The sequence below is a fragment of the Corynebacterium accolens genome, from assembly GCF_023520795.1.
Classification (GTDB): domain Bacteria; phylum Actinomycetota; class Actinomycetes; order Mycobacteriales; family Mycobacteriaceae; genus Corynebacterium; species Corynebacterium accolens.
Genome location: NZ_CP046605.1, coordinates 1,887,510 through 1,906,126 on the forward strand (window position 1 = coordinate 1,887,510; position 18,617 = coordinate 1,906,126).

An 18,617-nucleotide genomic window follows, 5' to 3' on the forward strand; every position below is an offset into this window, starting at 1 on the left:
GAGTATAGCCGCTACCCTGCTGGGGCGTTAAGCCAGCCAGCCACGGTATCGGCCACGCGGGCATTGTCCTGTTCCACTGCCGCATCGCCCTCGCTATCGCGGAAATACGAAGCGTGGTGGGCGGCCTTTGTGGCCAAGGCGTCTTTGGCATTGCGCAGGCTGAGATCGCAGACGAAATCGCCGGCGAGGCAGTAATCGATGCGGCGATCGGCTGGCAGTGCGGCGCTGTGGGGCACGAGGATCCGCGGAATCGGCCCGGCCATGCCGCCTGGACGCCGCAGGGGATTGCCCAGGTAGATCGCCCCGGCGAGCTTGTCCTGGGACGCGAGGTAGCGCTCCGCGCTGGTGGCGATGATGGCCCCTTGCGAATAGCCGGCGGTGATATAGCGCGGGCTGCATCCCGTTTCTTCTTCGTACTTCTCCACCACGCGCGGCGCGTTGTTCATGCCGCTGCGCAGGCTCTGCACAAACCCGACGGTGACCTGATAGACCAGCTCGTGCAAGGGGTGTTCCAGCAACACCCCACCAAGGCGGCGCATCAGCTGCAGCGGGCGCAGGTTTTCGCCTTCTTGAGCCAGCGGTGGCAGGTTCATCGAGGCTGGATACGCATCCGCATCCAGCGCCAGCACGTAGGCATTATCCATCGCACCGGGGTGGCGTTGTTCTACCAAGTGGAAAAGCGCGGCAAGGTTGGGGCCTTCATAGCCATTGGATTCCGCGCCCTGTTCCGAGTAGCGCTGCGGTCCGAAGTACTCGCCGTGCTCCTCGTTTTGGTCCGAGCCGCGCGCGGCAAGGAAGACGTAATCGGGGCAGGTCTCGGCCTGCGGGTGGTTCTCCCCCGCCGCCGCAACAGGGGTGATCATAGACGCGCCAAGCGCCGCCGTGGCGGCAATGGTGACGACACCAGCGGCGGCGCGAAAGCGAGTTAAAAGGCGCACGTTCTTATGGGCGCACGTGGCCGGTGCCTTGGAGGACCCACTTGGAAGAGGTCAGCTCCGGCAGGGCCATTGGGCCGCGGGCGTGCAGCTTCTGGGTGGAAATGCCGATCTCTGCACCCATGCCGTAGACCTCACCATCGGTAAAGGCGGTGGAGGCGTTCAACATCACGGCTGCGGCATCAACCTCGTTGCCGAACTTGACCAATACGTCCGCATCCTGGGCCGCGATGCCCTCGGTGTGGCCGGTGGTAAATTCCGCGATGTGCGCGATGGCGCCGTCAACGCCATCGACTACCTTGGCGCAGATATCCATGGACAGCGACTCTTCGCGCCAGTCCTCCTCGGTGGCCTGGACGACGTCCGTGGCGCCGAAGCCCTCGAGCTCGTCTACATCACCGTGGACGGTGACGTCTGCATCCTGAAGGGCGCGGACGATGCGCAGCTTGGTGGCATCATCAAGCGCGGCATCGATAAGCACGCACTCCGTAGAGTTGCAGACCGAGGTGCGGCGGGTCTTGCCGTTGACGACCATATCGATGGCCTTGTCCATGTCGGCCGAAGCGTCGATGTAGAAGTGGCAGTTGCCGGTACCGGTCTCAATAGCCGGAACGGTAGCGCCGGTAACCACGGCCTCGATGAGCTTGGCACCACCGCGCGGGATGACCAGATCCACCAGGCCACGGGCGGTAATCAAGTCCTGGACGGAATCGTGGGTCTCGCACGGCAGGAGCTGGACTACCTCGCGCGGCAAGTCGAACTCCGCGAGGGTATCCTGCAGGAGCTCCACCAGCTTGGTATTGGAGTTGCGCGCGGACTTGGAACCGCGCAGCAGCGGCACATTGCCGGACTTCAGCGCCAGGCCAAAGGCATCGACGGTGACGTTCGGGCGGGCCTCGTAGACCATGCCCATCACGCCGAGCGGGACGCGCACCTGCTTCATCTGGATGCCGTTATCCATGGTGCGGCCCTGCAGGATCTCGCCTACCGGGTCCTGCAGGCCAGCGACCTGGCGCAGGCCATCGGCAATGCCCTCAACGCGGGCGGCGTCCAAGGTCAGGCGGTCAATCAGGGAATCGGACATGCCGCGCTCGCGGCCGGCCTCAATATCCTGCTGGTTAGCATCAAGGATGTCATCGGTGTGGGCAATGAGATTTTCGGCTGCGCGCTGCAAGATTTCATTCTTGCGCGGCGTGGACAGCTGCGCCACGACGGGCGCAACGTCCTTTGCAGCACGGGCTTTGGACAGAACTTCTTCGCGTTCAGTGTTGCTCATGTCATACCAGAGTAACGTACCCGCCCGAGTTTTTCAGCCGCCCGCCGTATACCTCACGCTTTGCCTAAATTAGGCAGGCCACGCAGAGAAAACCACCCCCTCTACCCGCACCCGAGAGTGCGGTAAAGCTCACAACTGCAAATCCAATTGTTCAATTCCTTGAAATAGTTACTTGGGTATGTTTATTCTTTGCTTGATAGGTTTCACTGCAAAAAAGGAGCACTCATGAAAAAGAACGTGGCCAAGCTGGGCCTGATGCTGACCCTGAGCGGGGTCGCCCTCGCCGCCTGCAGCACGAATGACGGCGGCAACGGTTCCGACGCGGGCTCCGGTTCGGGCGACGATCAGACCATCAAGGCCGTTGCCACCACCACGCAGATCTGCGATTACCTCACCCAGATTGCCCAGGGTGGCATGACGCTGCACAAGGTGGATTCCAGCGGCAAGGAAACCACCGAGGGCGATGGCGAGACCACGCTCGATCTCACCTGCCTGTTGGCACCGAATGCCAGCGCTCACGAGCACGAGATGACCCCGCAGCAGATGAGTGCCATGGCGGATGCGGACTTCCTCTTTAAAAACGGCGTCGACCTCGAGCACTTCCTCGATAACGCCGTAGAGTCCTCCGGTTTTGACGGCGAGACCATCGTCACCGCCGGCGATGACAACTCCAAGCACAAGGTAGACCTGCGCGAGTGGCCGTTCCCCGGCGAGGACGGCGAGGAACCAGAATTCACCCACGATCCGCACGTGTGGACCTCCCCCAAGAACGCCAAGATCCAGGTAGAAAACATCGTGGATGCCTTGGCCGATAAGGAGCCATCCGTGAAGGAAGTCGGCGAAAAGTACACCAAGCAGCTCGACGAGCTGGATAAGTGGGTCACCGAGTCCCTAGAGACCGTCCCTGAGCAGGATCGCGCGCTGTTTACCTCGCACGATGCCTTTGGCTACTTCTCCAACGACTATGACGTGAAGTTCATCGGCTCCGCGCTCACGGACTTCAATAACCAGCAGGACGCCACCTCCTCGCACATCGAGGATGCCGCCAAGGAGGTCCGCGATTCCGGCGCCAAGGCCATCTTCGCGGAAAACTCCAATAACTCTAAGTCCATCGAGGCCATCGCCCGCGCCGCAGGCGTCAAGGCCATTATGGATGATGACGCCCTGTACGGCGACTCCTTGGGCGTGCCGAATAGCGACGGCGCCACCTACATCGGCTCCATCATCCACAACGTCACCACCCTGGTAGAAGCCTGGGACGGTGAAGCAGCCGATCTGCCCGAAAGCCTGGATAACGCACGATGAGTACACCGCTTCTAAAGCTTTCCCATGCCTCCTGTGGCTATGGCACCACCACCATCGTGGACGATGTCTCCTTGACCATCCACGAAGGTGAGGCCATCGCGCTGCTGGGGGCTAATGGCGCTGGTAAATCCACGCTTTTAAAGGCCATCGCGGGCCTTGCTACGCTGCGCGGCGAGCATCAGCGCACGGCGACGCTGGGGTATGTTCCCCAGCACCACACCTGCGATCCCACCTTTCCCGTCACCGCCGGCCGGGTCGTGGAAATGGGCCTGCTCAATAAGGCCTCGTGGTGGGAGCGCATGGGCAGCATGCGCCGCCTGCGCCCGCAGATCGACCAAGCGCTAGAGCTCGTCGGCATGGCGGATAAGGCGAAGACCCGCTGGGATAAGCTATCGGGTGGGCAGCGCCAGCGCATCTTTATCGCCCGCGCACTCGCTGCCCACCCGGACCTGGTGCTCATGGACGAGCCCTTCAATGGCCTGGACCAAGATAGCAGGCAGGTGCTTTTAGGGATCATCGCCAAGCTCAAGGAAAGCGGGGTTGCCCTGCTCATTTCCACCCACGATCCCATTTTGGCGCAGCGCGCCTGCGATGCCGGAATGCTCATCGTGGACGGCCACAGCGAGGTCCTTGATACCGAGGATGCAGTCGAGCGCTACCTGGAGGCCACGTCGGTATTGCAGGGGGACATGTGACGCTTCTGCTTACTGCTCCCTATATGCAGCGCGCCGCCCTGTTCTTGTTGTGCGTGGCCTTGACCGGCGCAGTGGTCAGCGTGATGGTTAACCTGCGCCGCATGGAATTTAGCGTCGAGGCGCTGGTCCACTCGGTATTCCCGGGCATCGTCATCGGCCTGGCCGTGGCGGGCTTTCCCGGCATCTTGCCCGGTGCCGCCGTCGCCGCGGGTGTCGCCGTGCTCATTTTGGCGCGCCTGAATTCCGGCAGCGATGGCCACGATCATGAATCCGGTACCGCGGTGGTACTGACCTTGATGTATGGCATCGGCGTGGTCATCAGCCTCGCCGTGGGGGATCGCTCCGGCCAGCTGGAGGCCCTTATGTTTGGCCGCTTGCTCGATATCACCACTGACCGCATGATCCCCTCGATCATCTTGTGCGTGGTTGCCGCCCTGCTCATCCTGGCCACCTGGCGCTCGCAAGTAGCCGTCGCCTTTGACCGCGAATCCGCGCGCGCCACCGGCATCCGCGTGGGGGTAATCGATGTCACTGCCAACGTAGCGGTGGGCCTAATCGTAGTCGCCGCGAGCTCCGCCATTGGTGTATTGCTCGTTCTGGGTTTCGTGGTGGTACCTGGCCTGGTCGGGCGCGTCCTGGCTAGCACCCCACTGCAGATGCTCCTGTGGGCGCTGGTGGGCGCGGTAGTCGCCGTATGCGTGGGCCTGTGGCTCATGCTTTCGGTGACCTCCCACCAGATTTCCCCGCAGGCCATCGTCGCGCTGTCGCTGTCCCTGACCGTTCCGCTCGCACTTTTAGGCAGGCGCATATGGGTGTCTTAACATTGCCATTCCTCGAGGCCATCGCGGTGGGCTGCCTCTCCGGGCTGGTGGGCACGCTCATGGTGCTGGGCAACCGCGTCTTTTTTGCTGAGAGCCTCTCCCACGGCACCTTTCCCGGCGCAGTCCTCGGCGTCGTCGTGGCCAATGCGCTGGGCGCCAACTTGAGCGATGGACTCATGCTCGGCTCCGTGGCGGTCTGCATTCCGCTGGCGGTTTTCATGCATTACCTGGGCAAGGTGCACGGCGTATCCTCCACCGCCGCGGCGGGCACCACGCTCACCCTAGGCTTTGCGCTGGGCATCTTGCTGCTGCGCTGGTTCCAGCCGCTGCCGCTGCACGTCGATAGCTTCCTGGTGGGCTCGCTCACCACGGTCAACCACCGCGATGTCGCCGTCGCGGCCGGCTTGGTCATTATCTGCCTGCTGGCGGTACTAGCCTGCCGGCGCCGCCTCTTCCAGGCGTATTTCGACCCCACCACGTCCCCGCATAGCGGGCTTTACGATGCCCTGACGCTCGGCCTTATCTGCTTGACGATGGCCGCCGTCATCCCCGCCGTCGGCACCATCTTGTCCATCGCCTTGCTCGTGGCCCCGGCCGCGGGTCTGCGCCCGTGGGTATCGCGCCCGGAGGCGCTGCTTATCGGGGCGGGCATCATTGGCATCACCATCGCGGTTGCCGGGCTTTTTATCGCCGCACACTTGAGCCTTTCGGCCGGCGGCACCATCGCCATTGTGGCCGGCGTGTTCTACCTAGCCAGCATGACGGCCTATAAGGCGGTCTCCTAACGTGCGGCGCAGCATGGCGCTGCATGGCACCGCACGCTGCCGCGCGGCAACACAGCGCTGCGCCGCGTTATTTAGTCGAGGCGAGGCGGACTGTGATCTCGCGGGCGGCCACCTCCGCTAGCGACATCTCGCCGCCTTGGGTCTGCACCGTCAATAAGCCGGCCACGCTATCGCTTACGCGCAGCTCGTTGCCCAGCTCTACCCCAAAGCGGTCGAGGTAGCGCAGCAGGCCTGGATCCTCATCGCAAACGCGCTCCACGGTCACGGGCGCATCGAGCGGTGCGCTGGCGAGCGTGAGCGTGCCAAGATCCTCGATCCCCCCGCCGACATCGGGAATGGGATCGCCGTGTGGATCGCGGTCGGGGGATCCCAGCAGCGCATCGATGCGGCCGATAAAGCGATCGGAGCAGGCGTGCTCGAGGCGATCAGCGTCCTCGTGCACCTCGTCCCAGGAATAGTCCAGGGTCTCTACCAAGAAGGTTTCTAATAGGCGGTGGCGGCGCACCATCTGCATCGCCAGCTTACGGCCCGCAGGGCTCAATGAGACGCCCTGATAGCGCTCGTGTTCCACGAGCCCTTGGGCCGCGAGCTTTTTAATCGCCTCGGAGGCGGTAGGCACCTTTTGCTCCAGGCGCCCTGCCACATCCTTCAGCGCTACCGGGGTGCCACCGGAGTGTTCCGATAAGTCCCACAGAACCTTGAGGTAATCCTGGCTGCGGGTAGGCAGTTCTTCTAGGTGCATATCCACCATCTTCATAATCGTGCTTGCGTCGTCCTTGGATAAGTGTTAGTTTAGCAGTAGTTCAACGAGTTGAACTTTTATTTTCACTTGCCACGGGCAGTGGGCGGTACGTCCTTTCTTCGGTACACACACGACGCACCCAGCCATCGCTGTCCGTGGCTTTTGATCTTTCTAGTATCCCGCCTCCGGATCCACCTGGGTGGGCATGGGCTCGCCCTTCTCCCACGCGGCGGCATTCGCATTGAAAATATCGCCCATGTGGTACTGCGCCACGTGCTTTGTCGCCCCGATGTGCGGGGTCATGGTGCAATTGGGCAGGGAGAGCAGCGGGTGGTCATCGGGAAGCGGCTCTGGGTCCACGACCTCCAAGCCCGCACCTGCAATCTCGCCCTCGCGCAGGGCATCCACCAAGTCATCAGTAACCACGGTGCTGCCACGCCCGACGTTGATAAACAGAGCGGACGACTTCATGGCGCGGAACTTTCCGGCATCGATTAGCCCCTCCGTTTCCTGCGTGGCGGGCAGGATGCAGAAAATGACATCGGCCTCGCCCCACACGTGTGCGGCATCAGCCATGGCCACTACCTCGTCCGCACCCTCCACTGGACGGCCGGAGCGATTCACGGCGGTAATGTGCACCCCAAAGGGCTTGAGCAGGGTAATGAGCTGCTTGCCGATGCCCCCAGCACCCAAAATCGCCACCTTTTTCGGCCCCTGCTGGTCATAAATCCACTCCTGTGCCTCATCCAGCTCCTTGGCCACCGACCACGTGCCGGCCTGCGCAAAGGCCTTGTGCTGGTGCGCCTGGGAGAGCAGCAGGCCCAGGGCGCATTCGGCCACAGGCTTAGCAAAGGCGCCGGCGGAATTGCACCACGGCAATCCCTCAGGGGTAATCAATCCGGCATCGATGAGTTGGTTGACGCCGGTAAAACAATGCTGCACCCAGCCGATATTGTCCGGCATCTCTGGGATGCGGCGCGGGCTGGGTGTGGTATTGACATAGACCTCTGCGTCTTCGAGGTTCTCTACGCGCTCGTGGCCGGCAGCGCTCAAATCATCGACCGTCGGCTGCCAGGTTTCTGGTCCCATAAAATACTTCATGGGAACCAGCGTACGGCACGCGGCTAGATGCGCGAGGCGAAGTTAGACAGGTAATCCGCGTGCACGACCGAGCGGCGCTTATCTTCTGGCAGCTCGCTCATCTGCATGCCCTTGATGGCGTTCAATTCCTCAGAATCGAAGCGGACCTCGCCGCGGCCGATAACCTCGCCCTTCGGGCCCAAGATATCGATGATTTCGCCCTTGTTGAATTCACCGCGGACATCGGTAATACCCACCGCGAGCAAGGAGGTGCCGCCCTTGGTCACTGCTTCCTTGGCGCCCTCGTCCAAGCGGACGGCTCCGCCGGTATCGGCGCAGTAGAGTGCCCAGAACTTCCAGGCCGAAAGCTGGCGTTCCTCGCGGGTGTGGAAGACGGTGCCCACGGAGGCATCGGAAAGCGCGGGCCCAATATTATCGGTAGAGGTGAGCAGCACTGGAATGCCGCCGCGGGTAGCCAGGCGGGCGGCGGAGACCTTCGTGGCCATGCCGCCGGTGCCGACCTTGCCGCCATCGCCGGCAACAACGCCCTTGAGATCCTTACCGGTGCGCACCTCATCGATGAACTTCGCATCCGGCTCGGCCGGGTTCTTGTCATAGAGGCCATCGACGTCAGAGAACAAGAAGAGCGCGTCCGCGCCCACCAAGTTGGCGACCAAGGCCGACAGGCGGTCGTTATCGCCAAAGTGCATCTCAGAGGTAGCCACGGCGTCGTTTTCGTTCACGATGGGAATGGTGCGCAGCTGGCGCAGGCGATCAATGGTGCGCTGCGCGTTGCGGGCGCGGTCGCGGTGCCCGGCATCGGAAGCCGTGAGCAGCACCTGACCGATGGTGCGCTGGTAACGCGCAAAGGAGCGGCCCCACTCATAGGCCAGGTGCACCTGGCCCACAGACGCCGAGGCCTGCTTGGTAGCCAGGTCGGTGGGGCGCTGGTGCAGGCCGAGCGGGCCCATGCCGGCGGCAACCGCACCGGAGGAAACGATGATGACATCGGAGCGCCCCATGCGCGCGTGGACGGCATCCACGATGTGATCGATCTTTTCCTGCGAGACGCGGAAGTTATCATCCGTGAGCGACGAGGAACCAATCTTGACAACGACGCGCTTGGCCTCAGCGATGGAGTTGCGCAATTCGGATTCAAACCCGGAGGCTATCGGGTTTTCATCAAGGGCTTCAGGGAACGGGGTATCAGCGGTAGGGCCATCAAAAGGCTCTACGGGGAGCGGAAGAATGGGCTCTTTCTGTTGATCAGAAGACATAACTCAATAGTGTACAAAGCTTCCGGCACGAGTCCCCTTCATTGGGGCGTATTTCCCCCATGTGCGCAGCACATTATGCCCGGGGTGGGGGCACTCGCCCCAGCGGACGAGGCCCCACTTCCCCACTCGCGCGGTGGCTAACCCTGCCAGCGGTCGCGGTTGGCGCCCTCGCGGGTGACCTCTTCCTCGTCTCCGTAGTCGAATTCATCGACCAAGCCACGCCGGGCCTGGGAGGCGCGCTTGCGCTCCGCCGCGGAGACGCGGTTGGTGCCCTTCAGGCGGGCATCCTCGCCGCGGCTGGCCATGGTGGGATCGCCGCCGGTCATCGGCTCCCACTCGAAGGTAATCCCGCCAATGGTCACGGGGCAGCCTTCCACCGCGCCTTGCTTGTGCAGCTCGTCTTCCACGCCGGCCTTGGCCAGGCGGTCCGCCAGGTAGCCCACGGCTTCATCGTTTTCAAAGTCGGTCTGGGTAATCCAGCGTTCGATCTTTTCGCCTTCCACGATGAATCCGCCCTGCACCTCTGGATCCGGGCGCACATTAAAGTCCGCGAAGCTGCCGGTGTTTTTCTTATGCGCCTGGGCCTTGGGGTGAATCACGGTATGGGAAGCATCCCGCTTGGGCTTGGGCTGTGCCTTGTGGTGCTCGGTGACCATTTCCATAAGCTTGAATTTCAGCGGATCCAAGCCCTTGCGCGCCGCCGCAGAGATGATAAACACCGGCCAGCCAAACTTTTCCTTGAGGTCATCCTTGACGAACTCCGCCAGTTCTTCCGCCTCCGGGACATCCGCCTTATTCAGGATGATGACGCGCGGGCGCTCGCGCAGATCCCCCAAGCCGGTATCGCTTTCTAGCGCCTCCTGATATTTAGCCAGCTCATTTTCCAGCGCCTCAATATCGGATTCCGGATCGCGGCCCGGCTCGATGGACGCGGTATCAACCACGTGGGCTAGCACCGCCGTGCGCTCGATGTGGCGCAGGAAGTCCAGCCCCAAGCCCTTGCCATCGGCAGCGCCAGGGATAAGGCCGGGGACATCGGCAATGGTAAAGGAGCTATCGCCCATATCCACCACGCCCAAATTAGGCTGCAGGGTGGTAAACGGGTAATCACCGATCTTCGGCTTGGCAGCAGAGAGCACCGAAATCAACGAGGACTTGCCCGCCGAAGGGAATCCGACGAGCCCCACATCCGCCATGGATTTCAGCTCGAGTACCAAATCATGGGCCTGCCCCGGCTCGCCCTGCAGTGCAAAGCCCGGCGCCTTGCGGTTCTTGGACGCCAGCGCCGCGTTGCCCAGGCCACCGAAACCGCCCTCAGCCGCGACGAAGCGCGTGCCCGGCACGGTAAGATCCGCTAGGGTCTCGCCCTTTTCCGTGCGCACGACCGTACCCGCGGGAACCTCCAAAATCAGGTCCTCACCGCGCGCGCCATTGCGCATATCGCCGGCGCCGTTGCCGCCACGCTCGGCCTTAATATGCGGCCGGTAGTGGAAATCCATCAAGGTATGGATCTGCTCCGAGACCTCCAAGATGATGTCGCCACCGTGGCCGCCATTGCCGCCATCCGGTCCACCCAGAGGCTTGAATTTCTCACGGTGGACAGACACGCAGCCATGCCCACCGTCGCCAGCCTGCAAGTGCAAGACGACGCGGTCAATAAAACGTGCCATGGTCAAACCCTTCGTTCGCGCAAACTTTCTCTGCGCCAGTGTAGTGCGTATCTAAGCCTGGACTCCAACCCATCAGCCTATGGTGGACTCTGGCCAACTAGTTGCTCCATTTCGAGCATCCCAATGCCGCTTTACATCTGCTGCCGTTAGTGTTGTTGGATATACGGCTGCGAAAGCCATAAACCCTAAAAAGTTGTCATCAAAGCTAGGCTCCGGCCATGCGTAATTACCGCCACTATAACCGTAACGGATATAGCCCCTATTACGCGGCATCTGATAAAGCCCAGAGGTAGATGTGGAAAACACCTCTGGTTTGCCATCTAAATAGATTCCCATTTCACGGGTACGGGAATTCCACGTTGTTACTACTTGATGCCACTGACCATCGTCTACACGGGAGAGACTTGCCAACTGGTCTGTACTTGTATTTGCTGATTGCGATTCCCTTACTTGAAAGGCCACAGTTCCATCGTGCAATACTTGGACTCGCCACGACGGATTTGTGGAATTGCCGTGTAGCGAGTCAACGACAATGGTTCCCTGTGGACGCTGGGTATTTATCCAGGTTTCGGTGGTGAATTGCTGCGGCATGGTGACCGGGTAATTAGCAGTGATCGTGTTCCTTACTGAAGAACCACCACCAGGGCTATTCCCGCCGGGGAAGTAGGAATGTTTATTTACCCCCACGCACGGCTCACTGCTCGCTTGAACGGTACCGTTGTAGTCCCAATTTCTATTTGGTTGAATTGCTTGACCATTATCTTGCTTCCACACCCGGTTGTTCAGCGAATCATTGGTGGCTTCAGAATAATCAGTATGAAAGTGGTACAGATACCCACCATATTTTTTGGTGGTTTCTTGCATCTCTGCATAGCAATTAAGCCCGCTCACGCCTTGAGCAGTGCCTACTGTATTGGCTTCATTAGAAATCCTAGCGCTCCAGCTGCCCATCGTCGGACGCAGACCAAGGGCCAAAACCATAATCATGATCGTTAGTGCTGCGGTCATCAGCACTGGGATTCGCTCTCTTCTAAGCATCTCGACCCACCGCCGAGAATTCTGTCGTGGTCGAAGTAGAATCTTGCTGAGCTTCTTCTCTTAACGCGCGACGATATTGTAGGTAGAACCAGATAAATGGAGAAATAACCAAACCAAGTAGGCCCACAGCCCATGGCCAAGTCAGAACAGGCCGGGGCTGAAAAACAAAGTCACCTTTGTCATTGGGTTCGTAATCTATCGCCGTTGCATCCGAACCGGTAGGGGTCATTACGTCTGAATCTTCTCCCCCACCATCGCCCAGTGGTACGACCTTGACTGGTAAAAGCCCAGTAGATACAACATGCGCTTCCGCGTAGGCATCCTCACCGCTGCCATTGATGTGCATGCCGAGCAGGCTAGCTCCGAGCAATGGGCGAATGATGATGATTCCAATGGCTAACCCCAAAAACACGCCGGTGTGCCTGTAGCGCCTGCGATGCAATTCATCTTCTACGCGTAATGACGCTACGAACATTAGGAGCCAGCCAACGGCCATGATGCCGAGAATTCGAAGTCCCCAACCCAATGCTGGGCTCGAAAAAATAACCTTACCTTCAAGGTTGTCATCAGTAGCCGCCGCGGCATCTGGCGCACCGTTAAGAACGCCTTGCGTTATGGCAGATTGGTCCATCATTTCCACAACATTGTGCGTATGCGTAGTGTCATTAGCGCCCCGGACGGTAACCGTATCGCCCGTTTCCACATCACGTATCGGTACCGGTTTGGTCACAGCCAAGGAGCCTACGGGGAGTTCGGTGCCCATCGAGGGGGTTGTTACGAAATGAGCACGGTACCCCGCCAAGAAAAATCCTGCACCGATTATGGAGAGCACTAAAACGACAACCGCCACAACGGTCGTGAGAATACGGCGGCGTGCCTGCATATCATTAACTCCGGCGTTGTGGCGATGTTTCAAAATGTATCGTGCGGGGACTATCTCCCTTTACCCTGAATTACAAGAGGTAAATGCTTTTAGGCGGACAGCGTCCAGACCAGATTCTGCGAGATTTGCTGCCCCATAAGCGAAGTGTCCGTAGTCCCCTCTGGCAAGGTCACGGTGATTTCGAAATCCTTGGTCGCATCGACCTTCATAGGGGATTCGATATTTATAGTTTGACCGGACAATGCTGACGGTGACTGCTGGTTGGCCAAAGTCTGATCACCAGAGGTGACAGTCACCTGCAAAGCATCACAAAGCGAATTGGCGGACTCATTCTTTCCAGTTGCCGTGCAATCACCGAAGTTCAGAGTGAAGGCGGAGGCGTCAACCGAGCCAGTGTTCTTAAACTGTACAGTCGTAGTCTGAGAATCCCCTGGCACCATCTTCATATTGCCACCGTATTTATTGATGTCTGAAACGGCGATGGTGTTGTTATTTCCGGAGGCAGTATCTTGGGTCTTGGTGGGTTGACCATCAACGATCTCGGATTCCGACATGGTCAGCTTACCCGTGCCAGCAGTGTTCCCATCGTTTGTAATCTGGGCGGAGTAGGCGCCCAAGGTTCCAGCGGCAAGAGAGGCGATTAAAGCAACAGAGGCGACGGAGGCGGGAAGGACCCAACCCTTGCGGGTGCGCTTTTGAGATTCAGACATAGGGGTGCTCCTCATAGGAAAAGTAGTGATGCAATAAGGGCTGATTGCCCTGATCACGAACACGCCTGGTGGCGGCACCCATACCCTTCACGGGCGAGGGAAAATCATGCTTCGCCTAGCAATACGGCGCGTCGTTGCTTTGTTGATTTTACCGCCAGAATATAAAAGGAGTCAACATCGTAAACACTGTGCTCAACCCCTCTGACACATATTATGCAGTCGAGAAGCATCTAGTTCGCTTAACCTATTAACTAACTGATACGTTCAAAGCCATCAAAAGCCCCCTCTTGCTAGGTCCCACTCCCCCAAAGTGGGCAATACAGGACTCACAAAGATTGAATATGCAAAAATCTGCCGCATCGCACATTGTTGAGCGGATGAATCACCTGCACTGGAAAGGAAACTATTTTCTTTAATTTTCTTCTGGTTAAAGGCCTTATTGTCGACCTCAGAAGATTCATTCCCAAGCGTAGGACTGGTAGCACACCATACGCGCGCAACCCCGCCCCATTCATCTGGGCCTCTCTACATTGACCCCTCTGAACTCAAGGAGCCCAAGACAAAGAAAAATCCTCGATCCACTCTCACGTTTTGTGACAGTGGCTCGAGGATTAAGTTCTTTGAGCAGAAGTTAAGCAGTAGCTTCTGCTGCAACCTCTTCAGCCGGGATGATGTTGACCATCCGGCGACCGCGCTTGATGCCAAACTTTACGGAGCCAGCAGCAAGTGCGAACAAGGTGTCGTCGCCGCCGCGACCAACGTTCTCACCTGGGTGGAACTTGGTGCCGCGCTGACGCACGATGATCTCGCCGGCGTTAACCTGCTGACCACCGAAGCGCTTGACGCCGAGGCGCTTGGACTCGGAATCGCGACCGTTGCTGGAGCTGGAAGCACCCTTCTTGTGTGCCATGTCGTTTCCCTCCTTCGGGGATGATTTACAGCCCGGTTAAGGCTTACTTGATACCGGTGATCTTCAAGGTGGTCAGAGGCTGGCGGTGACCCAGACGCCTCTTGTAACCAGTCTTGTTCTTGTACTTCAGGATATCAATCTTTGGACCTTTACCCTGTTCAACGATTTCCGCGGAAACAGAAACCTTCTCCAAGTCGGAAGCCTTGGACTTCACAGCGGCGCCATCGACGAGCAGAACCGGGGTGAGAGCCACGGCAGAGCCTGGCTCACCCTCGATCTTCTCGACCTTGACGAGGTCACCTTCAGCAACCTTGTACTGCTTGCCGCCGGTCTTGACGATCGCGTACATAGAGGGTTACCCCTTATCTAAACTCGCTCGGACACGGCATCCAGGCCGTCATCCGAATGGACACTTACATATTGCGTTCAGACCTCGCGCGAACATGTCCGCAATCACCGGGCGGCAATTGTGGGCTGATCCAGCGCCGAGAGTTCTAAACAGCGACTGTCAAAGACTACCCCGCCGCGGGTACAAAATACAAACCACGCACTTCGTCCCCGCGTGGCGGTGCGCTAGGACGTAGACCGCCGTGCTACGCGGCGCTGCCGCCGGCCCGCATCCTTAGCTCCAGTCTGCGGGGTCTCCGGCGCGTTTGTAGACGCCTTTTCCCCAGCACGTTCCTGTCGCGCAGCTGCTGCCGGCGCCCCCGTCTTTTTCACCGCGCGCTTCTTCCCACGGCGAATAACCTTGGTCTCGGTCTGCGGGGCGCTAGCCTTCTGGGAATCCTTCTCCCCTTGAACAGGTGTAGCCGAAGGCGTACCCGCGTTGTGCGAGGTGGCTTTATCCCTCGGGTTGGTACGCACCACGCGGCGCTTGCCGCGACGGCCTCCCTGTGCCGGGGAATTCTTCTTCCCGCCACTGATATTTTCGTGGCGCTGCTCCGCCGTCCGCGAGGAGTCCTCGCCCTTATCGCCGTGCTGCGCCTCCTGGGCGTTGGCCCGGTGCGAAGCCTGCACGGTAGCCCGGCGAGAGTTCGGCTGGGTGCGAACACTGCGGCGCCGGCCGCGCCCGCGTGCCTTGCCCCGGGACTGCTGCTGCTCGCCTTCCTGCTGGGCCACATCGTCACCGCGGGCCTTATCGGAGGAACTCGCGGATTCCGCCTGTTGTGGCTGGGCAAAATCCTCTGGGCGCGGGCGATTATCGGAACGCGAATTCCCGCGTGTGCGGTGCTTGCGGCGCGGAGAGGCCTCAAACTCGGCTACTGCCTCCTCGTAGGTCTTCTCCGGCGCATCGGCAACTTCTGCCTTCTTTTCCTCAGCCTTTCCTTCAGCGGCCTGCTGGCGCTTGTTCGGCTGCTCCTGCGCGCGACGGGTCGCAGGCGAGGTCCGCGTTGCCCGGCGCGGCTTCTTGCCCCGCTGGGTGCGCTTCTTCTCCTTCGCCGGTGCTTCTCGGCCATCGGGCACATAGGAATTAAATTCCTGTACCTCATCGCTTTCGGCGGCGTTGTCCGCCGCGGCATAGGCGATGGCCTCGATTTCAGAGACCTCAGACTTCTTCTGCGCCCGGCGGCGCTTCTTCTGCTTGCCCTCGCTGCGGCCTCGGTCGTCGCGGTGTCCGCGGGCGTTATCGGCACGCTTCTGGGAATCCTTCTGCTCGGAGTCACCGGTCTCATCGTCTACGACGACATTGGCCACCAGCTCTTCCAGCGACGGTGACTGCTCGTCCTCGTTGCCGTAGAGCGGGGCGTCCGTCTTCTGGTACTTCTGCGGCTGGGACGTGGCATTCCTGCGGCCCTTGCGTCCCTTCTGCCCCTTCTTCTCCGCGCGCTCGTCCTCATCGTCGTGCTCGTGCATGACCACGGCAGCCGGATGCTGCTGGGGATCGTGCTCAGGCTTCTTGTGAGCCTTGGAGGAACCGTGCGAGTGGTGGCCGGAGTGGTTGTCTTCTGCTTCATCGACCGGGTACTCGTGGATGATGATGCCGCGGCCATGGCAGTGCTCGCATTCGGTGGAAAAGGTCTCTACCAGGCCGGTGCCCAAACGCTTGCGCGTCATTTGCACCAAGCCCAGGGAAGTAACCTCGGACACCTGGTGGCGCGTGCGGTCACGGCCCAAGGCCTCCTTCAGGCGCCGCAAAACCAGATCCTGGTTTTCCGGCAGCACCATGTCAATAAAGTCCACCACAATCATGCCGCCCAGATCGCGCAGGCGCATTTGGCGCACGATTTCCTCGGCAGCCTCCAGGTTATTGCGGGTCACGGTCTCTTCCAGGTTGCCGCCGGAGCCGGTGAACTTGCCGGTGTTGACGTCGATGACGGTCATGGCCTCGGTGCGGTCGATGACCAAGGTGCCGCCAGAGGGCAGCCACACCTTGCGCGAGAGCGCCTTATGCAGCTGCTCATCAATGCGGTAGGCGGCAAAGGCGTCTTGGCCGCCGTGGTCCTTCGGCTTATAGCGCACCACGCGGTCCGCAAGATCCGGGGCCATGGATTCCACGTAGGCATTGACCGTATTAAAGGACCGCTTCCCGTCCACGATCAGGCGGTGGAAATCTTCGTTGAAGAGGTCACGGACAACCTTGATGAGCATATTCGGCTCTTCATAAAGCGTGACCGGTTTAGCGCCCTTAGAGGATTTTTCCTTCTTGGCCTGGGCGGAAATATCTTCCCACCGGTTATGCAGGCGCTGCACGTCGGTTGCGATGGCCTCTTCGGGAACGTTTTCGGCAGCGGTGCGGATGATGGCGCCGCCATCGCCTGGCACCACGCGGCCCAAGATGTCTTTCAGGCGCTTGCGCTCCGGTGCCGGCAGCTTGCGTGAGATTCCGGCGCTGCGCCCGCCTGGAACGTAGACGAGGTAGCGCCCGGCCAAGGAAATCCGGGTGGTCAGTCGCGCACCCTTGTGGCCAATCGGATCCTTTGCCACCTGCACCAAAATCTGGTCGCCGGATTTCAGGGTATTTTCTACCTTCCGGGAGCGCCCGTGCAATTTGGTCTTGCGCCAGTCAATCTCGCCGGCATAGAGCACACCATTGCGGCCTTGGCCGATGTCCACAAATGCCGCCTCCATAGACGGCAAGACGTTTTGCACGCGGCCTAAGTAAATATTGCCAATGAGGGAGGCCTGGGACTCGGTGGTAACGAAGTGCTCGACCAAGAGGTCATCTTCAAGCACGCCAACCTGCGTGACGACGCCCGCGCCGTCCTCGCGCTGCTTATCGCGCACCACCATGGTGCGCTCCACGGCCTCGCGCCGCGCCAAAAATTCCGCCTGGGAGACGATGTGCTGGCGCTCGCGGCCCTTCTCGCGCAATTCTGCGCGGCGGCGCTTCTGTGCCTCGATGCGGGTGGAGCCACGGATAGCCTTGGGCTCATCGATAAGCTCCGGCTCCTTATCCGCCGCCTCCTTCTTGGAGCTCTCGTTCCCGCCGCGCCCGCGGGAGGTACCGCGGCGGCCGCGGCGGCGCTTGTCAGAACCCCCGCGCGCTGCCTTATTGCCTGCCTCGGCCTCGTCGGGTTCGGCGTCGTCGCTAGGCTCCGCCACATCAGCGGCTTCAGCGATCGCCGCCATGTCCGCGGCATCGTCCTCGCCAAGCTCGGCGGCATCCTGCTGTTGCGGCGGCATAAACAGCGGCGCGAAGTCATATGCGGCGGAATCGTCGTCCGTCTCCGCGCGCGGGACTATGCGCGGTGCATAGTAATCATCGTCGAAGTCTTCGCCAGCCTCTGCCAGCACCTCATGCAGCTTCGCTGGATCCACGGTCCCGGTCGCTTCGCTCGCACCAGCAGCATCAGCGTCGGCAGGGGCATCATCTTCAGCGCGCGCGGGCGCGTTCGCCGGCTCAGGATCCGGCAGACGGTCCGGCGCCTGCTTTACATCCGGCAATGCGCTTTTTACCAGCGATGCATCGACCTTTTCCTCAATCTGGGAGATTTCATTGTCCACGTTCTTTCGCACGCGGTAGCGCAGGTTCTTTTCCTCTTCCGCATCGGCTGCGGTGTTGTCAGCCGGGGCGCTATCTGCCTCCGCGGCATCTGCCTGCGCTGGTTTTTTCTTTGCCGCGGGCGCGGACTTCTTCGTGGCCTTGCGGGTGCGCCGAGCCCGCTTGGTGGTCTTGGTCTTGCTCTCAGGCTTTGCTTCTGCCGGGCTCTCGTCCGCGATTGCAGGCTGCTCCGCATCCGAGCCCCCTTCATGGCGGGCTAGAGCAGCAAAAAGGTCGCCTGCTTCCGCGCGGGTAATGGAGCTCTGCGCGGTCTTGTTCAGGCCCATGTCCTTAAGCTGGGCCACCAGCTGGCGTGACGATAAGCCGAGCTTTTTGGCCAAGGCATACACGCGGGTTTTATCTTTGAGCTCGCTCGGGTCTATGCGCTGGGCCAAAGCCGCGGCTGCCTGGAGGTTTTCAGTTGTTTCTTGAGAGTTCTGTGCCGCCATTAGTTGGGCTTACTCCTGTACTTCGATTGTATGGTGCGTCGGCCACTCGGGCGCAGGCA

16 protein-coding genes are annotated in these 18,617 nt (G+C 60.4%); 4 read left to right on the plus strand and 12 right to left on the minus strand.

The window, feature by feature from the left end:
• Positions 1–11 precede the first annotated feature (11 nt).
• A complete protein-coding gene (locus tag CACC_RS08970) occupies positions 12–938 on the minus strand; it encodes a cutinase family protein (RefSeq protein ID WP_005277985.1) in 927 nt (308 codons plus the stop codon).
• 4 nt (positions 939–942) lie between these two features.
• Entirely contained in the window at positions 943–2,211 is a 1,269-nt protein-coding gene (locus CACC_RS08975; RefSeq protein ID WP_005277983.1) for a glutamate-5-semialdehyde dehydrogenase, read from the minus strand.
• 225 nt (positions 2,212–2,436) lie between these two features.
• Here CACC_RS08975 and CACC_RS08980 point away from each other — a divergent pair, with 225 nt between their 5' ends.
• From CACC_RS08980 to CACC_RS08995, 4 genes are read left to right on the plus strand one after another with little or no spacing between them, the layout of a single operon-like run.
• Positions 2,437–3,516, plus strand: a complete 1,080-nt coding sequence (locus CACC_RS08980; protein ID WP_005277979.1) for a metal ABC transporter substrate-binding protein — start codon at positions 2,437–2,439, stop codon at positions 3,514–3,516.
• Complete coding sequence (locus CACC_RS08985) at positions 3,513–4,211, plus strand: metal ABC transporter ATP-binding protein (protein WP_005277977.1); 699 nt, start codon at positions 3,513–3,515, stop codon at positions 4,209–4,211. The genes CACC_RS08980 and CACC_RS08985 overlap by 4 nt, the downstream gene beginning before the upstream one ends.
• Entirely contained in the window at positions 4,208–5,032 is an 825-nt protein-coding gene (locus tag CACC_RS08990; protein ID WP_005277974.1) for a metal ABC transporter permease, read from the plus strand. Before CACC_RS08985 ends, CACC_RS08990 begins: the two co-directional genes overlap by 4 nt.
• Positions 5,020–5,817 (plus strand): metal ABC transporter permease, encoded by a 798-nt coding sequence (locus CACC_RS08995; protein WP_005277970.1) that lies wholly within the window; start codon positions 5,020–5,022, stop codon positions 5,815–5,817. The genes CACC_RS08990 and CACC_RS08995 overlap by 13 nt, the downstream gene beginning before the upstream one ends.
• A 67-nt stretch (positions 5,818–5,884) precedes the next feature.
• Here the strand turns inward: CACC_RS08995 and CACC_RS09000 are convergent, their stop codons facing one another.
• The 10 genes from CACC_RS09000 to CACC_RS09045 all read right to left on the minus strand — a co-directional run bounded on the left by CACC_RS09000 (position 5,885) and on the right by CACC_RS09045 (position 18,558).
• Entirely contained in the window at positions 5,885–6,574 is a 690-nt protein-coding gene (locus tag CACC_RS09000; RefSeq protein WP_005277967.1) for a metal-dependent transcriptional regulator, read from the minus strand.
• Positions 6,575–6,730: 156 nt separating this feature from the next.
• Positions 6,731–7,660 carry a D-isomer specific 2-hydroxyacid dehydrogenase family protein gene (locus CACC_RS09005; RefSeq protein WP_005277964.1) on the minus strand — a complete coding sequence of 310 codons (930 nt, stop codon included), beginning with the start codon at positions 7,658–7,660 and terminating at the stop codon, positions 6,731–6,733.
• A gap of 23 nt (positions 7,661–7,683) precedes the next feature.
• Positions 7,684–8,916 (minus strand): glutamate 5-kinase, encoded by a 1,233-nt coding sequence (gene proB / locus CACC_RS09010; protein ID WP_005277962.1) that lies wholly within the window; start codon positions 8,914–8,916, stop codon positions 7,684–7,686.
• 137 nt (positions 8,917–9,053) lie between these two features.
• Positions 9,054–10,586 carry a GTPase ObgE gene (obgE, locus tag CACC_RS09015; protein WP_005277958.1) on the minus strand — a complete coding sequence of 511 codons (1,533 nt, stop codon included), beginning with the start codon at positions 10,584–10,586 and terminating at the stop codon, positions 9,054–9,056.
• A gap of 72 nt (positions 10,587–10,658) precedes the next feature.
• Positions 10,659–11,594, minus strand: coding sequence for a LamG domain-containing protein (locus CACC_RS09020; protein WP_005277956.1), 936 nt, complete (start codon positions 11,592–11,594; stop codon positions 10,659–10,661).
• 22 nt (positions 11,595–11,616) lie between these two features.
• A complete protein-coding gene (locus CACC_RS09025; RefSeq protein ID WP_244262139.1) occupies positions 11,617–12,354 on the minus strand; it encodes a hypothetical protein in 738 nt (245 codons plus the stop codon).
• A 242-nt stretch (positions 12,355–12,596) separates the two neighbouring features.
• The gene (locus CACC_RS09030) at positions 12,597–13,217 is read right to left on the minus strand and encodes a hypothetical protein (RefSeq protein WP_244262138.1); all 621 of its coding nucleotides are present in this window, start codon (positions 13,215–13,217) and stop codon (positions 12,597–12,599) included.
• A gap of 631 nt (positions 13,218–13,848) precedes the next feature.
• The gene (gene rpmA / locus CACC_RS09035; protein WP_005277951.1) at positions 13,849–14,127 is read right to left on the minus strand and encodes a 50S ribosomal protein L27; all 279 of its coding nucleotides are present in this window, start codon (positions 14,125–14,127) and stop codon (positions 13,849–13,851) included.
• A gap of 43 nt (positions 14,128–14,170) precedes the next feature.
• Positions 14,171–14,476 carry a 50S ribosomal protein L21 gene (gene rplU / locus CACC_RS09040; RefSeq protein ID WP_005277949.1) on the minus strand — a complete coding sequence of 102 codons (306 nt, stop codon included), beginning with the start codon at positions 14,474–14,476 and terminating at the stop codon, positions 14,171–14,173.
• 224 nt (positions 14,477–14,700) lie between these two features.
• Positions 14,701–18,558, minus strand: a complete 3,858-nt coding sequence (locus tag CACC_RS09045; RefSeq protein WP_005277947.1) for a translation initiation factor IF-2 N-terminal domain-containing protein — start codon at positions 18,556–18,558, stop codon at positions 14,701–14,703.
• Positions 18,559–18,617 lie beyond the last annotated feature (59 nt).

What these genes read in the sequence shown, in the direction of transcription:
- rpmA (WP_005277951.1), bottom strand. Translation starts at nt 14,127, where the DNA reads ATGGCACACAAGAAGGGTGCTTCCAGCTCCAGCAACGGTCGCGATTCC.
- rplU (WP_005277949.1), bottom strand. Translation starts at nt 14,476, where the DNA reads ATGTACGCGATCGTCAAGACCGGCGGCAAGCAGTACAAGGTTGCTGAA.
- CACC_RS08985 (WP_005277977.1), top strand. Translation starts at nt 3,513, where the DNA reads ATGAGTACACCGCTTCTAAAGCTTTCCCATGCCTCCTGTGGCTATGGC.
- proB (WP_005277962.1), bottom strand. Translation starts at nt 8,916, where the DNA reads ATGTCTTCTGATCAACAGAAAGAGCCCATTCTTCCGCTCCCCGTAGAG.
- CACC_RS09020 (WP_005277956.1), bottom strand. Translation starts at nt 11,594, where the DNA reads ATGACCGCAGCACTAACGATCATGATTATGGTTTTGGCCCTTGGTCTG.
- CACC_RS08995 (WP_005277970.1), top strand. Translation starts at nt 5,020, where the DNA reads ATGGGTGTCTTAACATTGCCATTCCTCGAGGCCATCGCGGTGGGCTGC.
- CACC_RS08980 (WP_005277979.1), top strand. Translation starts at nt 2,437, where the DNA reads ATGAAAAAGAACGTGGCCAAGCTGGGCCTGATGCTGACCCTGAGCGGG.
- CACC_RS09005 (WP_005277964.1), bottom strand. Translation starts at nt 7,660, where the DNA reads ATGAAGTATTTTATGGGACCAGAAACCTGGCAGCCGACGGTCGATGAT.
- CACC_RS09000 (WP_005277967.1), bottom strand. Translation starts at nt 6,574, where the DNA reads ATGAAGATGGTGGATATGCACCTAGAAGAACTGCCTACCCGCAGCCAG.
- CACC_RS08975 (WP_005277983.1), bottom strand. Translation starts at nt 2,211, where the DNA reads ATGAGCAACACTGAACGCGAAGAAGTTCTGTCCAAAGCCCGTGCTGCA.
- obgE (WP_005277958.1), bottom strand. Translation starts at nt 10,586, where the DNA reads ATGGCACGTTTTATTGACCGCGTCGTCTTGCACTTGCAGGCTGGCGAC.
- CACC_RS09045 (WP_005277947.1), bottom strand. Translation starts at nt 18,558, where the DNA reads ATGGCGGCACAGAACTCTCAAGAAACAACTGAAAACCTCCAGGCAGCC.
- CACC_RS09030 (WP_244262138.1), bottom strand. Translation starts at nt 13,217, where the DNA reads ATGTCTGAATCTCAAAAGCGCACCCGCAAGGGTTGGGTCCTTCCCGCC.